Annotated in this window: 12 protein-coding genes; 8 read left to right on the top strand and 4 right to left on the bottom strand. The window is 54.9% G+C overall.

What is annotated here, in order from left to right:
* Positions 1-12: 12 nt before the first annotated feature.
* The 6 genes from GDA65_06260 to GDA65_06235 all read left to right on the top strand — a co-directional run bounded on the left by GDA65_06260 (position 13) and on the right by GDA65_06235 (position 8,774).
* Complete coding sequence (locus tag GDA65_06260; protein MBA5862293.1) at positions 13-2,241, top strand: NADP-dependent isocitrate dehydrogenase; 2,229 nt, start codon at positions 13-15, stop codon at positions 2,239-2,241.
* A gap of 89 nt (positions 2,242-2,330) precedes the next feature.
* Positions 2,331-3,041 carry a 4Fe-4S ferredoxin gene (locus GDA65_06255; protein MBA5862292.1) on the top strand — a complete coding sequence of 237 codons (711 nt, stop codon included), beginning with the start codon at positions 2,331-2,333 and terminating at the stop codon, positions 3,039-3,041.
* A 68-nt stretch (positions 3,042-3,109) separates the two neighbouring features.
* The gene (locus GDA65_06250; GenBank protein MBA5862291.1) at positions 3,110-4,711 is read left to right on the top strand and encodes an FAD-binding protein; all 1,602 of its coding nucleotides are present in this window, start codon (positions 3,110-3,112) and stop codon (positions 4,709-4,711) included.
* Positions 4,712-4,796: 85 nt separating this feature from the next.
* Positions 4,797-5,975, top strand: coding sequence for an ADP-forming succinate--CoA ligase subunit beta (sucC, locus tag GDA65_06245; protein MBA5862290.1), 1,179 nt, complete (start codon positions 4,797-4,799; stop codon positions 5,973-5,975).
* Between the two features lie 11 nt (positions 5,976-5,986).
* The gene (gene sucD, locus GDA65_06240) at positions 5,987-6,859 is read left to right on the top strand and encodes a succinate--CoA ligase subunit alpha (GenBank protein MBA5862289.1); all 873 of its coding nucleotides are present in this window, start codon (positions 5,987-5,989) and stop codon (positions 6,857-6,859) included.
* 280 nt (positions 6,860-7,139) lie between these two features.
* Positions 7,140-8,774 (top strand): radical SAM protein, encoded by a 1,635-nt coding sequence (locus tag GDA65_06235; protein ID MBA5862288.1) that lies wholly within the window; start codon positions 7,140-7,142, stop codon positions 8,772-8,774.
* Here the strand turns inward: GDA65_06235 and GDA65_06230 are convergent.
* From GDA65_06230 to GDA65_06215, 4 genes are all read right to left on the bottom strand, one after another.
* Complete coding sequence (locus tag GDA65_06230) at positions 8,751-9,077, bottom strand: DUF72 domain-containing protein (GenBank protein ID MBA5862287.1); 327 nt, start codon at positions 9,075-9,077, stop codon at positions 8,751-8,753. The two genes, GDA65_06235 and GDA65_06230, sit on opposite strands and share 24 nt — an antisense overlap.
* Before the next feature lie 3 nt (positions 9,078-9,080).
* Complete coding sequence (locus GDA65_06225; GenBank protein ID MBA5862286.1) at positions 9,081-9,266, bottom strand: DUF72 domain-containing protein; 186 nt, start codon at positions 9,264-9,266, stop codon at positions 9,081-9,083.
* Positions 9,267-9,640: 374 nt separating this feature from the next.
* Positions 9,641-10,897, bottom strand: coding sequence for an adenosylhomocysteinase (locus GDA65_06220; GenBank protein MBA5862285.1), 1,257 nt, complete (start codon positions 10,895-10,897; stop codon positions 9,641-9,643).
* Positions 10,898-11,002: 105 nt separating this feature from the next.
* Positions 11,003-12,151 (bottom strand): methionine adenosyltransferase, encoded by a 1,149-nt coding sequence (locus GDA65_06215; protein MBA5862284.1) that lies wholly within the window; start codon positions 12,149-12,151, stop codon positions 11,003-11,005.
* Positions 12,152-12,548: 397 nt separating this feature from the next.
* On the opposite strand from GDA65_06215, the gene GDA65_06210 reads away from it, so the two are divergent.
* Both GDA65_06210 and ccsB read left to right on the top strand, forming a co-directional pair.
* Positions 12,549-13,985: a hypothetical protein gene (locus GDA65_06210; GenBank protein ID MBA5862283.1), complete on the top strand. Its 1,437-nt coding sequence runs from the start codon at positions 12,549-12,551 to the stop codon at positions 13,983-13,985.
* Between the two features lie 73 nt (positions 13,986-14,058).
* Positions 14,059-14,973 (top strand): c-type cytochrome biogenesis protein CcsB, encoded by a 915-nt coding sequence (gene ccsB, locus GDA65_06205; protein ID MBA5862282.1) that lies wholly within the window; start codon positions 14,059-14,061, stop codon positions 14,971-14,973.
* The last annotated feature ends 101 nt before the right edge of the window (positions 14,974-15,074 follow it).

The following is a 15,074-nucleotide window of genomic DNA, read 5'->3' as shown; positions in this document are numbered from 1 at the left end:
GGGAGAAGCGCAATGGCAAAAGCAGACAAAATCATCTATACGAAGACCGACGAAGCGCCAATGCTGGCGACCTATTCCTTCCTGCCGATCATCAATGCCTTTACCAAAGCGGCGGGCGTGACCGTGGAATTGCGGGATATTTCTCTCGCGGGCCGCGTGATCGCGGTGTTTCCGGAATACCTTACTTCCGAACAGAAGCAGCATGATGCCCTCGCCGAATTGGGGGAGATGGCGAAGACGCCGGAAGCTAATATTATCAAGCTGCCGAACATCAGCGCGTCCATCCCGCAGCTTGTGGCGACCATCAAGGAGCTGCAGAGTCAGGGCTATAAGCTCCCGGACTATCCAGAGAATCCCAAGGACGATAAAGAGAAAGACATCAAGTCTCGTTACGACAAAGTCAAGGGCAGTGCGGTCAATCCGGTGCTACGCGAAGGTAACTCCGATCGCCGTGCCCCATTGTCCGTCAAGGCCTATGCCCGGAAGCACCCCCATAAGATGTCGCCGTGGAGCACGGATTCCAAGACCCATGTCTCCCATATGAAAGGCGGAGACTTCCGTTCGAATGAGAAATCAATGACGATCCCGGCGGCCACGACTGCGAAGATCGAGTTCGTCGGAGCGGACGGCAAGACCACCGTGCTGAAGGAGAAGATCGCATTGCAGGCCGGTGAAGTGCTTGACGCGACGTTCATGAGCGTCAAGGCGCTTCGTGCATTCCTCGAGCAGCAGATCGAAGAAGCCAAGAAGCAGGGCATCCTCTGGTCGCTCCACATGAAGGCGACGATGATGAAGGTGTCCGATCCAAAGATCTTCGGGCATGGCGTCACCGTTTACTACAAAGACGTTTTCGAGAAGCACGCGGAGACTTTTAAGAAGCTGGGTGTCGATCCGGACAACGGTCTTGGCGACGTCTATGCAAAGATCAAGTCCCTCCCGGACAATCAGCGCAAGGCGATCGAAGCTGATATTCAGGCGGTCTATCAGAAGCGTCCGCCGATGGCGATGGTGAACAGCGACAAGGGTATCACCAATCTCCATGTGCCGAGCGACATTATCATCGACGCTTCCATGCCGCCGGTCATCCGCGATGGCGGGAAGATGTGGGGCCCGGATGGCAAGGCCGCCGACGTCAAGTGCGTGATCCCTGACGCTAGCTACGCGCCGGTTTACCACGAGGTCGTCGAGTTCTGTAAGCAGAAGGGCGCCTTCGATCCAAGGACGATGGGGACGATCCCGAACGTCGGGCTGATGGCGCAGGCGGCGGAGGAGTATGGCTCCCACGACAAGACCTTCAAGGCTCCGGGCAACGGCACCATCCGCATCGTCGATGCGAACGGAACGGTGTTGCATCAGCACCAAGTGGAAACAGGTGACATCTGGCGAGCCTGCCAGGTGAAAGATACTCCGATTCAAGATTGGGTTAAGCTGGCCGTCTCGCGTGCCCGCGCGACCGGCGCTCCGGCCGTGTTCTGGTTGGACAAGACCCGCGCCCATGACGCGGAATTGATCAAGAAGGTCAACGCCTACCTGCCGAAGCACGATACGAACGGTCTGGAAATCAAGATCATGTCGCCTGCCGAGGCCTGCCGCTTCTCGATTGAGAGAGCGAAGGAAGGCAAGGATACGATTTCCGTCACCGGCAATGTGCTTCGTGACTATCTTACGGATCTGTTCCCAATCCTCGAAATCGGCACCAGCGCGAAAATGCTTTCGATCGTCCCGCTGTTGAATGGCGGCGGATTGTTCGAGACCGGCGCGGGAGGGTCGGCGCCGAAGCATGTGCAGCAGTTCCAGGAAGAAGGCTATCTGCGTTGGGATTCGCTCGGTGAATTTCTCGCACTGGCTGCGTCGCTCGAACACTTGGCGAAGGTGGGTAACAACGCGGTCGCCAAAATTCTGGCGGATACATTGGATCAAGCGAATGCTAAGTTCCTGGAGAGCAACAAGTCTCCAGCTCGGAAGGTCGGGGAAATCGATAATCGAGGCAGCCACTTCTACCTCGCGCTGTATTGGGCGCAGGCATTGGCCTCCCAGACCACGGATAAAAAGATTGCGGAGAAATTCACCAAGATTGCCAAGGATCTGAGTGATAACGAAAAGAAGATCGACGGCGAGTTGCTGGCAGCCCAAGGTAAGCCCCAAGATGTCGGCGGGTATTTTCATCCAAATGATGCGAAGGCTGCTAAGGCCCTGCGACCCAGCGCGACGCTGAATGCGATTATCGACGCGATTGCATAAGCGGTTATGATTTGATCCGGTGTCAGACGCAAGGAAGACCCCCAAAAGTCTTCCTTGCGTCGCACCATTTCACGACTCACGAGAGAGCCATGGCACAAGAAGACACCAATGTGATTGATCAGCCGGAAGTGTTGCGTCACAAAATGGTGACCATCGAAATTTCCGGTAAGAAGTACGAAGTGCCGGAAGGTATTACCGTGATCAAGGCGTTGTGGCATACCGGCCAGGAGGTGGTGCGAGGCGCCGGGTGTCTCGGGGGCTTCTGCGGCGCCTGTGCGACCTATTACCGCACGAAGGACGACCCGAAGGTTCGAACCTGTCTGGCGTGTCAGATGGCGGTTGAAGACGGCATGTCTTTCACTATCATGCCTCCGTTTCCGGCGCGCAAAGCGCTCTATGACATCCAGTCGCTCAAAGATCCCAAACAAGATCTCTTCAATTTGTACCCCGAGGCTCCGCTTTGTAGGAATTGCAATGCTTGTACGGAGGCTTGTCCCCAGAAAATCGATGTCCGCGAAGGGGTCTGGAAAGCAGTATTTGGTGACTTTAAGAGCGTATCAGAGATGTTCATGGACTGTGTCATGTGCGGGATGTGCACACCCGTGTGCATTGCCGACATCGCCCCAAACCTGGTGGCATTGTATGTAAGCCGGGCACAGGGCGCTCATTTTACCGAGAAGCCGCAAGGCCTCGATACCCGCATCAAAGAAATTCAGGACGGCCGATTCAACGACGAGTGGAGCAAAGTGCTCGCGATGAATGAGCAGGAGTTGGCCGCTCACTGTGCGACCGTCAAGTAATGCATTGTGCCGTCAGCCGGTTCTGAGCGCGTGGCTCGGGTACTGTGCTCCGCGCTGAAAGTGAAGCCATGGATATTCATGCACTCCAGCAGATTGTTCACCAAACTCGAGATGCTCGTCGCAAGCAAACCATTCCAAAATTTTCTCCTGCCGATCGCGACCAGTTAATTCATAAGTATCATCCGGATTATCGAGCGAGCGCCTATCGGCCGATTCGATTTGGGCCAAATGCCGACGACAAGACAGTTGTCGAGTTGGCCGCGCTGCTCGAGGGCGATAGTTCGATCCCGGAGCACATCGATCTGACGCCTCAATACACGACAGATGTACTAGTTATTGGCGGCGGGGGCGCCGGGTGTGCCGCGGCACTTCATGCGCACGTCAGCGGTGCCAAAGTGATCCTGGCCACCAAACTTCGTCTTGGCGATTCCAATAGTGTGATGGCGCAGGGCGGCATGCAAATCTCGGTTGCCCCTGAAGACTCTCCGGTCACCCATTTCCTTGACACCCTCAAGGGTGGGCACATGCAGAATGACCATGAGTTGCTCAAGGTCATGGTGGAAGAGGGGCCGTCGATTGCCAAATGGTTGATTGAACTTGGCGTGCTCTTTGATCGGCAAGCCGACGGCAATTTACATGTCAAAAAAGGCGGGGGAAGCTCGAAACCGCGCCTCCTTACGTGCTCGGACTATACCGGCCTTGAAATCATGCGTGTACTCAAGGATGAAGTGCTGAACCAAAAAATTCAGCTGCTTGAGTTCTGCGCGGCAGTCGAATTGCTGAGTGATGAGAACGGTCAATGTACAGGGGCGATTTTTAAGGATCTCGACAACCACCGACATGTCGTTGTCGCTGCCAAGTCGGTCATCCTTGCAACCGGCGGGATCGGCCGGTTACATATCCAGGGATTTCCAACCAGCAATCACTACGGTGCCACCGGCGACGGGTTGTGCCTCTCGTATCGGATGGGCGCCAAACTTGATCATATCGATACGTTTCAGTATCACCCTTCAGGCGCGGTGTATCCTGAGCAACTGATTGGGGCTTTGGTCACGGAAGGTATCCGGTCAGAGGGCGGCCATCTAGTGAACGCCAAAGGTGAGCGGTTTGTGAACGAGCTGGATACCCGCGACGTTGTTTCGTCCTCGATCATTCGAGAGTGTGAGGAAGGCCGCGGTATTCGAACGATGTCCGGCCGGATCGGAGTTTGGTTGGATACGCCGTTGCTCGATGCGGAGCATGGCCCTGGGACGGTGGAAAAGCATTTTCCTGCCATGATGATGCAGTTCGAACGGTTTGGAATCGATATCAGTAAAGACCCCGTGCTGATCTACCCCACATTGCATTACCAGAACGGCGGCGTGAAGATCGATGCGAACTCGGAAACCAATGTCAAGAATCTGTTTGTTGCAGGAGAAGCATCCGGAGGGTTGCATGGCCGGAATCGATTGATGGGTAATTCTCTACTTGATTTGATGGTCTTCGGCAAGCGTTCAGGCTTGACCGCCGCATCGCGTGTCGGGTCCATGCCACAGGGAAAACTTACGCTCAGCCATTTGCGGCGATTTCGAGCCGAGGCCAAGACGCACGGGAATTCCAGCGGAGTGATTTCTCCTATGATCCTTCCTGCCTATACGCGCAGGGAACCAGAACGTACGGCCAAGAACTGATGGTGCGGTCTGACAAGGGCGATCGCTGGGCTGCTGTGCACGCTATGTCATTTGTCATGAGCCACTAGCTCTATATGAGGATTCAATGAACGTTCATGAGTTTCAGGCCAAGCAGTTGTTTGCACAGTTTGGGGTGCCCGTGCCGCGTGGAAAGGAAATTACCTCGCCTGAGGGAGCGACTGCGTGGGCGAATGAACTAAATACCCCGGTCTTTGTCGTCAAGGCCCAGATTCATGCGGGCGGACGGGGTAAAGCGGGTGGTGTCAAGATTACGAAAGAGAAGAGCGCCATTGCAGGCCTCGCGAAGGAATTGATCGGGAAGACCCTGGTGACCCATCAAACGGGACCTAAAGGCAGAACGGTCCACCGGTTGCTTCTTGAAGAAGGCGCGAATATCGCCAAGGAGCTCTATCTGAGTATCTTGGTCGATCGCGACACCGGTTGGCCTACCTTTATTGCCAGTACTGAAGGCGGTATGGAGATCGAAGAGGTCGCTGAGAAGACTCCGGAGAAGATTATTAAGGAAGCGATTGATCCGGCGGTGGGATTTCAGGGGCATAATGGTCGCAATGTGGCCTTCGCCCTGGGACTTCAGGCCATGGAACCGGCCGTCATCAATCCGTTCGTGCAGATGCTCAGCAATCTGTACCGCTTGTTCATGGAGAAACACGCTGCGCTTGTTGAGATCAACCCGTTAATCATCACCAAGGAGAAGACACTGGTGGCGTTAGACGGGAAAGTTTCGTTTGATGACAACGGCATTTTTAAACATGAAGATGTGCAGAACATGCGGGATCTCAATGAGGAGGACCCGTTAGAAATCGAAGCGACCGCGAATAACCTTAATTATGTGAAACTCGATGGCAATATCGGCTGCATGGTGAACGGTGCGGGCCTTGCCATGGCGACGATGGATGTCATCAAGCTGGCCGGCAGTGAACCCGCCAACTTTCTGGACGTCGGCGGCGGGGCAACGAAAGATACCGTCGCAGCTGGTTTTCGGATTCTCTTGAAGGATCCAAACGTCAAAGGCATATTCATCAACATTTTTGGCGGCATTGTACGGTGTGAACGTATTGCTCACGGCGTCATTGAGGCGGCCAAGGAAGTGAAAATTACCGTGCCCCTAGTCGTTCGCCTGCAAGGTACGAATGCAGATGAAGGACGGAAGCTGTTGGCAGATTCCGGCCTCAAATTAGAGGTTGCCAATGATCTGTGGGAAGCAGCGCAGAAAATCGTCAAGCTGACCGGCAAGGCGGCGTAAAGGAGAAGACCGTGAGCATTCTCGTCAATAAAAACACGCGAGTGGTGGTGCAGGGAATCACGGGGAAGGAAGGATCTTTCCACGCGACGCAGTGCAAAGCCTACGGGACGAAGATGGTCGCCGGTGTCACGCCCGGTAAGGCTGGCCAGGAAGTTGAAGGCATCCCTGTCTTTAATACTGTGGCCGATGCCGTGAAAAAGACCGACTGCGATACTTCCCTGATTTTTGTGCCGCCTCCCTTCTGTGCGGATGCTATCCTGGAAGCTGCCGATGCAGGCGTGAAATTGATCATCTGCATCACCGAAGGCATTCCGGTCAATGATATGGTGAAAGTGAAGCGCGCACTACATGGGCGTGATGTCCGCCTGATTGGTCCAAACTGTCCTGGGGTCATTACGGTCGACGAAGCGAAAATCGGCATCATGCCGGGATTCATCCACAAGCGCGGCGTCGTCGGAGTGGTGTCTCGCAGCGGCACCTTGACCTATGAGGCGGTGCATCAGCTTTCCACGTTGGGACTTGGCGAGACGACCTGCGTCGGTATCGGTGGAGATCCGGTCAACGGCACCGGCTTCGTGGATGTTCTGCCGCTGTTTGAGAAAGACCCCGAGACACAGGCTGTGGTCATGATTGGCGAAATCGGTGGTGACGCAGAAGAGAAGGCGGCCGAATATATTAAGAAGCACGTCAAAAAGCCGGTCATCAGTTTTATCGCTGGGATCACCGCGCCTCCCGGTCGCCGTATGGGACATGCCGGAGCCATCATTTCAGGTGGCAAAGGTACCGCCACGGAGAAAATGAAGGCTCTCGAATCCGCTGGTGTTCGAGTCGTGAAAAATCCCGCCGAGATCGGCCATGCTGTGATGAAGGCTCTTGGCCGCTAGCTGAATTGCCGGTACACCGGCATTAAAGGGCGTCGGACCGGTCCGGCGCCCTCTTTGTTTTGAGGATGAGGACGCGTCTCGGGGATGCGCCCTCGTCGCACTCACCTCTCCGACAGTTGTGTCAGAATCTTTCCTTTTTCCCTCGTGCCAGACGTGGTACTGTATGGCGCCAAGCGCGAGGCGAATGACCCTCGAAGGCTGGCCCGCCTGATCGGATCAGGGCTCTTCCGGAACCGTAAGAGTCCAGAAAGGTCCGAACTGTCCATGAAAGGACGCCACTATGCTCGTGTTTCTCATACATGTGCGTGATCCCCAGTTTTACGCTCTTCCGGCTAAGACTCGAGCGAAGAATGGCCGTATTCGGGTCATGGGGTTTCCGCCGATCGGCATCATGTCCCTCTCGGCCGTTCTTAAGCGGGCCGGTCACGAATGCGTCATGTTCGATCAGGCCCATCCGGAGACGCCGAACGAATTTATCATTGAAGAAATAAAACGACGGAAACCGGCGCTTGTCGGAATGAGTTTTCTCAGCACGACGAGCTATCCCTATGCAAAAATCCTCGCCCGTCAGATTCGCGTTGCGGATGCCGCGGTCAAGTTGGCCTTCGGCGGCGTGTTTGCCAGCCTCAACGCCGGCCTTGTGAAGTTGCAATGTCCGGAGGTGGATTTTGTGTGCCGCGGCGATGGCGAACAGCTGTTATTGGAGTTGCTTGATCGTATAAACGATCCGCAGGATGTGTGTGGAGTGACGTGGGCGAAAGATGGGAAGGTGATCAATAATCCTAATCGGAGTATGGAGCGCCAGTTGGACCAGTGGCCCTTTCCAGACCGGGAAAGCTTGGAGTTGGACTTCGTCGAGTCCATGCCGTTGGATGTGCCGGCGGTGCTGTCGATGGAGCGCTTTACCACCATGCAGACTTCTCGGGGATGTCCGTGGCCCTGTGTATTTTGTGATATTCCGATCTTCAATGAGGGAAAATGGCGCGCGCGTAGCGCGCAGCACGTCGTCGATGAACTGAAGTATCTCGAAGCAAACGGCTATGGATCGGTCTATTTCGTGGACGACCACTTTCTCCTGCAGCCCAAGCGTATTGACGCCATTTGCAACGGCATCATCGACGCCAAACTCTCTATTCAATGGGGGATTGAAGGACGCGTTGACTCTGTGGCCCAGCATCTGTTCCCGGCCATGGCGAAAGCCCATTGCCGCACGGTGATGTTCGGTATCGAAAGTGGGAGTCAGAAAATTCTCGATCGCTTGCAGAAAGAACAGACGTTGGCAGAGGTTGAGACGGCGGTGAGCAATGCCAAGAAAGCCGGTATCGAAATTGTCCACGGCTTTTTTACGGTGGGTAATCCTGATGAGACGGTGGAAGACATGCAAAAAACCTTCGACTTCGCGTCGAAGCTTCCGTTAGACACGTTCGGATTCAACCGACTCTGTGTTTATCGCGGAACGCCACTATGGCAGGAGTACATCAAGCGTGGCTTGGTCAGCGATGCCAAAGATTGGTACAAGTATTTCAAATGTTCCGAGATCGATCCGACCTGTTTGCCCGGTGCGACCATCAATTCGGTGCGGCAAGAGGGGCTCAAGAAGCTCTTCATGTACAAGCTCACCCGATACCCGATTCAAACCTTTAAATTACTCCGCAGATTCATGCGCTATATGCCATTTCGTGATGTGGCCTACCTCATCATCAAGCCATTCCTAGGGCAGAAGAAGGGGGCAACCAAGGCAGAAGTCCTGTCACGCGCGGTGGAACATGCCGAGATGAAAGATGCTGCCGCGCAGCTGACTCAGTTGAGCGATGAATTGCTGCACAGCGTGGTTGAGGAATCGAAAGCGGAGCGTCAGCGGATTCAGCAAGAGGCCGAGGGGGCGCGAGAGTTACCGATGATTTCTGCCCGGTAGGGTATCGACACCCGTGCGTTTCAGCAAGCGATCCGCCCAAACCCGATGTGGGCCTTCATCCTCATGCTTGCAGTATGCGCAGCAGTCCTTCCCATTTTTTCTTGCCTGCACAAAGTGCTCGCCCCACCTCGTTAAGCCTTTGATCGGATAGCGACTGCGGCGGAGACGGGCATACACGGAGTGGGCCATGTCTCGATATTCCGCCTGACGATTATCCGCTTCAACAGTTGCCCAAGCGACGTGAAATCGGCGCAGAGAATCTTCCACGGCAGAGTGATTCCAGCTGTCGTGTCGAAATGCCATGACTCAGCGGTAAGCGGCGGAGAGGCCGTGGAAGAATTTGCCTAACCGGTCATTGTTCCGTTTGAAATTGGGAGGAAGTTGGAGAAGGATTGGTTTAGGCTCCTGTTTCTCGGCCAAGGGGGCGAACTGATCCAACATGGTTTGAGGAACTGACGTTGCCTCGGGATTCAGCTGCTTCACGTGTGTCATTGTACGATGCGCCTTCACTGGAAACCCAATGAGCCAAGGTTTGACCGATCCATGTTGTCACTGCGGACAATGTAAGGAGTCGAAACCAGACTCCGTCTAATTCGACGGTGCGGTATTGCCTGGGTTGGTCTGCAATTCAAAGTGATCATCACCGGGATAAAAGCGATCATGAGGCGGTTCTGCCGGAGGGCATCGAATGGTACCGAGGGAGACTGGAGAAGCACGCATCGAGCCTGGCGGCACTCTTGAGCTTGTCGTGCGCGGTCGTTGGGAGGGAGGCGGCGGTACCTGCGGGTCAACAATCACTGAGAAAAGCAAGCGGCCGGCGCGGAAACCGCAGCCGGCCGCTTCCTAACAACGACAGAACGGCGGAATTATGTTCCCATTTCCCATGAAGCCAGATATTTCACTTGCTCCTTGGTGAGTTTGTCGATGGATACACCCATGCCGGCGAGTTTCAGACGGGAGATTTCTTTGTCGATATCCGCCGGCACCGGGTACACCTTCTTTTCCAATTTCTTATAGTTTTTCACGATGAATTCCGCGCCGAGCGCTTGGTTGGCGAAGCTCATGTCCATGACGCTGGAGGGGTGACCTTCCGCGGTCGCCAAATTCACGAGGCGTCCTTCGCCCAATAGGCTGACGCGACGTCCATTCTTCAGCGTGTATTGGTCCACCCCCGAACGCACGGCCAGTTTCTTCTTGCTGAGTTTTTCGAGGGCCGGGATATCCAATTCCACGTTGAAGTGTCCGGAGTTACACACGATTGCTCCGTCCTTCATGGCCGCGAAATGTTCCCCGCGAATGACCTTGAGATTGCCCGTCACGGTCACAAAGAAGTCCCCAAGCGGCGCCGCTTCATCCATGGGCATGACCCGAAATCCGTCCATAACAGCTTCGAGCCCCTTGAGAGGGTCGATTTCCGTCACAATCACGTTGGCGCCCATGCCCCGCGCGCGTGTGGCAATGCCGCGCCCGCACCAGCCGTAACCAGCCACAACCAGCGTCGAACCACACACCAACCGGTTGGTGGCACGAACGATGCCGTCCATGGTGCTCTGGCCTGTCCCATACCGGTTATCGAACATATGCTTGGTGTCCGCATCGTTCACGGAAATGACGGGAAACTTCAACACTTTCTTCTCAGCCATGCTGCGAAGCCGGATGACGCCTGTCGTGGTTTCTTCGGTTCCACCAATCACATGACGGAGCAGGTCTTTTCGTTTTGAGTGCAAATGGGAGACGACATCGGCGCCGTCGTCCATTGAGAGGTGCGGCTTGTGGGCGATGGCTGATTCAATGTGCCGATAGTACGTCTTGTTGTCCTCGCCCTTGACGGCGAAGGTCGGAATGCCCTCGTGTCGCACCAGGGCGGCTGCCACGTCATCCTGCGTGCTCAGGGGATTAGAGGCACAGAGGCGAACGTCGGCCCCTCCCGCCTTAAGCGTCTTCATGAGATTGGCGGTTTCAGTCGTCACATGGAGGCAAGCGGTTGCGCGAATACCCTTGAACGGCTGCTCCTTCTCAAATCGCTTACGAATCAATCGCAACACCGGCATCGTGGCCTCGGCCCATTCGATTTTCAGTTTGCCCTGATCTGCCAGGCCCATATCTTTCACGTCGTAATCCACTGGTTCCTCCTCCTGTGTCGTAAGTAATGTCTGCTGTTCGATCGCAGAAAAAAGGGGACGGGCTTGTAACCCGCCCCCTCGGCTGGTGCCACACGTGACGGGACCTTAGAGGCCCGCATCCTTCCGCAAGGCTTTGGCTTTATCGGTTTTTTCCCACGTAAACTCCGGTTCGTTGCGGCCAAAGTGTCCGTAGGCAGCGGTCTTCTTGAAAATGGGACGACGCAGTTTCAAATGGTCGATGATCCCGCGCGGAGTCAACGGGAAATGTTTCCGGACCAACTTGTCCAAGCTCTCGGGAGCCACCTTCTCCGTGTCTTTCGTGTCGACCAGTACGGAGACAGGATCTGCCACGCCGATTGCGTAGGCCAGCTGCACTTCGCATTTCGACGCCAAGCCGGCGGCGACGATGTTCTTGGCAATGTAACGTGCCATGTATGAGGCGGAGCGATCGACCTTCGAGGGATCTTTTCCCGAGAACGCGCCTCCGCCGTGGCTACCGTGTCCGCCGTACGTGTCGACAATGATTTTGCGGCCGGTCAAGCCCGTGTCGCCCATTGGGCCGCCGACGACGAATCGGCCGGTGGGGTTGATATGGTGTTTCACGCTGGTTGCATCGTACAGTCCTTTTGGCATGGACGGCTTGATGACGTGCTCCATCAGATCCCGCTCGATCTGTTTATTGGTCACATCAGGACTGTGTTGCGTGGAGACGACAATGGTATCAATCCGGAATGGCTTACCATCCTTATATTCGACGGTCACTTGGGACTTGCCGTCGGGGCGAACCCACTTCAAGATCTTTTTCTTCCGCACTTCAGCCAGGCGTTTGGTCAGGCGATGGGCCAGAACGATCGGCATGGGCATGAGTTCGACCGTTTCGTTGGTTGCATAGCCGAACATCAGCCCCTGGTCGCCCGCGCCACCGGAATCCACACCCATGGCAATATCACCCGATTGCTGATGGATGGAGGTCAGAACTGAGCAGGTGTTGGAGTCGAATCCCCAGGAGGCATCTGTATAGCCGACATCTTTGATCACGTCGCGAATGATATCGGGAATCTCCACATAGGCTTTCGTCGAGATTTCGCCGGCGACAAAGGCAATACCGGTTGTGAGGATAGTTTCGCACGCGACTCTCGATGTCTTGTCTTGCGCGATGATGGCGTCTAGAATTCCATCCGAAATTTGATCCGCAATCTTGTCCGGGTGTCCTTCAGTGACCGACTCAGACGTAAACAGGTAGTTATGTCTCATTGTTCCCCCTGGAAGTGAAGTGATTCGAGGATGCGGCGGTTAGAGTTAGGCGGCACAACGACCGAGCGTGGAAGATGTTGCACGGACACTGATAAGACAACCCCGCAAAAACGCTACGGCAATAGTAGCTGACCGAGTGGTTTTTGTCTACCGTTCTGACAGAATGGATTGCGTCTTTCGTGAGACCCGCGTCTTGCTTGACAGTCCTTCGAGACGACTTGTAAGATAGCTTACTTTTCGCGTATTTGGAACATTTTTCATCAAGCGCTCTGCCCCGGCACTTCCAACCTCGTGGTATCGGCCTGCGTTGATGCAGGTTCCCACACGCAGCTCGTCATTCGTTATGATGATGGGATCTGTATGACGGCCAGGTCGAAGCAGCGAGGTCTGTTGATTCATGAACGATAAACCCGACGCAGCATCAGAGATGAGCGCATCTGGCCCTTCCACATCCGGCCTCGGGTGGGATGAGTTTTCGCGCGAGGTCGTGGACTTTTTCGCGTCCATTAAACTGGCGATGTTCCTGTTTATTGTGCTCGCCATGACCGCCACCATTGGCACGGTGATCCAGCAAGGCGAGCGACCGGAAACATATGTGCAGGAATATGGGGAAGAGGCCTATCGCTGGTTTCTTCGCCTGGGATTTACGGACGTCTATCACACCTGGTGGTTTACCAGTCTCCTGGGCCTGCTCTGCGTCAACTCGCTCACCTGTTTTCACAAACGGTTTCCCAGCGTCTGGCGCTCCATGCGTCAGGATAAGGTCAGTGTCTCGTTGGCATTCATCCAAGGGATGAAACAGCAGACCACTCTGTCGCTCAATCAACCGAAAGAAACGGTGGCGGAGTCGTTGGTGAGGCTGTTTGCGGAAAAAGGCTACAAGGTATTAGCCAAAAGCGACCCCGGCGAGGTGACCGTCTATGCCACCAAAGGAATCATGGGCCGGGTCGGCGCCCATGTCGCCCACCTCAGTGCGACGGTGATTGTACTTGGAGGCCTGCTCGGCAGCTATTACGGATTTTCAGAGTTCGGGGTGTGCCTCGAGGGTCAGACGTATCATATCCCGAGAGGGAACTTTGACCTGCGCGTCGACAAGTTTTGGATCGATTATCATGAAAATGGTTCAGTGAAATCCTACAACAGTACCTTGACGGTGATTGATCAAGGCGCGCCGACCATGACCAAGACGATCACGGTCAATGATCCGTTGGTCTACAAAGGGATCTGGTTCTACCAATCCAGTTACGGAGATGCCTGGGATCAAATCGAAGCAGCGCGGATCAATATCAAAGACAAGAAGGCGGATAAAGTCGTTGCGACGGTCGATTTGGAGTGGAACAAGGAAAAAGCGGTCGAGGGTCTTCCATTGAAAATGAAGATGACCGATTTCGTGGCCGACTTCGCCTTCAACTCCACCGAAAAGAAAGTGTTTTCCAAAACCGCCGAGCATGCCAATCCCGCCATTCGCCTGGCGGTCGATGAGCGCAGCACCGTGCAATCCACCCCCTGGGTGTTTTATCATTACCCCGACCTGTTTGAGATTAAGGACTCTGCGTATCAGTTCGAGTTTATCGGGTATCAACCCAAGAAGTTTACCGGTCTACAGATCGCCAGAAATCCGGGCATCATGATGGTGTGGATCGGGTGTACGATGTTGGTGGTGGGGATGACGCTGTCATCACTCATTTATCATCGGCGGCTGTGGGCGAAGATCCTGCCCGGTGAATCGGGCGTGACAGTTCATCTCGGTGGAACCACGCACAAAAGTCAGATCGACTTTCAAAAAGAGTTCAAGAAATTGACGGAGAAAATTCAAGCCAAGACTTCATCCTGAAGCCCGTTTCAGCGCTGTGAGGAACTCTTTCATTTCAGGGCGGCGCTGCACAATACGATAGACGGAGGCCCGTATGATGCGATCATTGTTTCTGTTCGATATGACGTTCTGGCTCTATCTGGCTGCACTAGGGCTCTACGTGGCGTATCTGTTCGCGAAGCGTCCCGCGATGCAGATGGCTGCGGCCGGGCATCCCATCGATAACCTTGAAGATCGCGATGGGGCCTGGGCGACTCAACTGGGACAGGTGGCTACCCTGGTGACCGTGTTTGGATGGGTGCTCAATACTATGGCCTTGATGACCAGGGCCTTCGAGCGGATGGAGCATTCCGGAACCTTCGCCCCCTGGTCCAATCAATTCGAGGCCATGGCGTATGTGTCATGGGCGATCATCCTCGGCTATGTGCTCTTGGAGTTTCGTTACCGGATCAAGGCTGTCGGCGCGTTTGTGGTCGGGATCGGATTTATTGCGATGGGGGCAGCCTCTCTTCTGCCCTATCGCTACCAGACGGCAGAACCGCTGGTGCCGGCCTTAAATAGCTATTGGATTTACATCCATGTGTCCGTCACCTTGACCAGCTACGCGGCATTTGCCATGGCCGGAGGGTTGGGTCTGATGTATCTCTTCAAGGAGAGGGCGGTGAATCGGGGCAGCCAGTCCCGGTTTTATGCGGCATTCCCTGATCTCGAAACTATTGATGAACTGGGGTACAAGGCGATCATGTTGGGCTTCCCATTGCTGGCCTTTGGCATCATTCTCGGAGCCATGTGGGCGAATTATGCCTGGGGTGGTTATTGGAGTTGGGATCCAAAAGAAACCTGGTCGTTGATCGTCTGGCTGATCTACGGGGCGTATATTCATGCTCGCATGACGCGTGGATGGGAAGGGCATAAGGCTGCCATTTATGCGATCTTCGGATTTTTGATGGTTATTTTCTGCTTCTGGGGAGTGAATTTTCTGCTCTCTGGTCTGCATGCGTACGCATAGGCCATGAGTGATCACGTGAATCAGAGTTCAGGCGGCCCCGCAGTACGAAGTGGCCCCTCTCGAACGGTGGTTGTGCTTGCCGCCGCAGCCATTCTTGGTGT

It is taken from the genome of Nitrospira sp. CR1.1, assembly GCA_014055465.1.
In the GTDB taxonomy this organism is placed as follows: Bacteria; Nitrospirota; Nitrospiria; order Nitrospirales; family Nitrospiraceae; genus Nitrospira_A.
The sequence above is the reverse complement of the archived record's forward strand: the minus strand, read 5'-3'. Positions and strand labels throughout refer to the sequence as shown.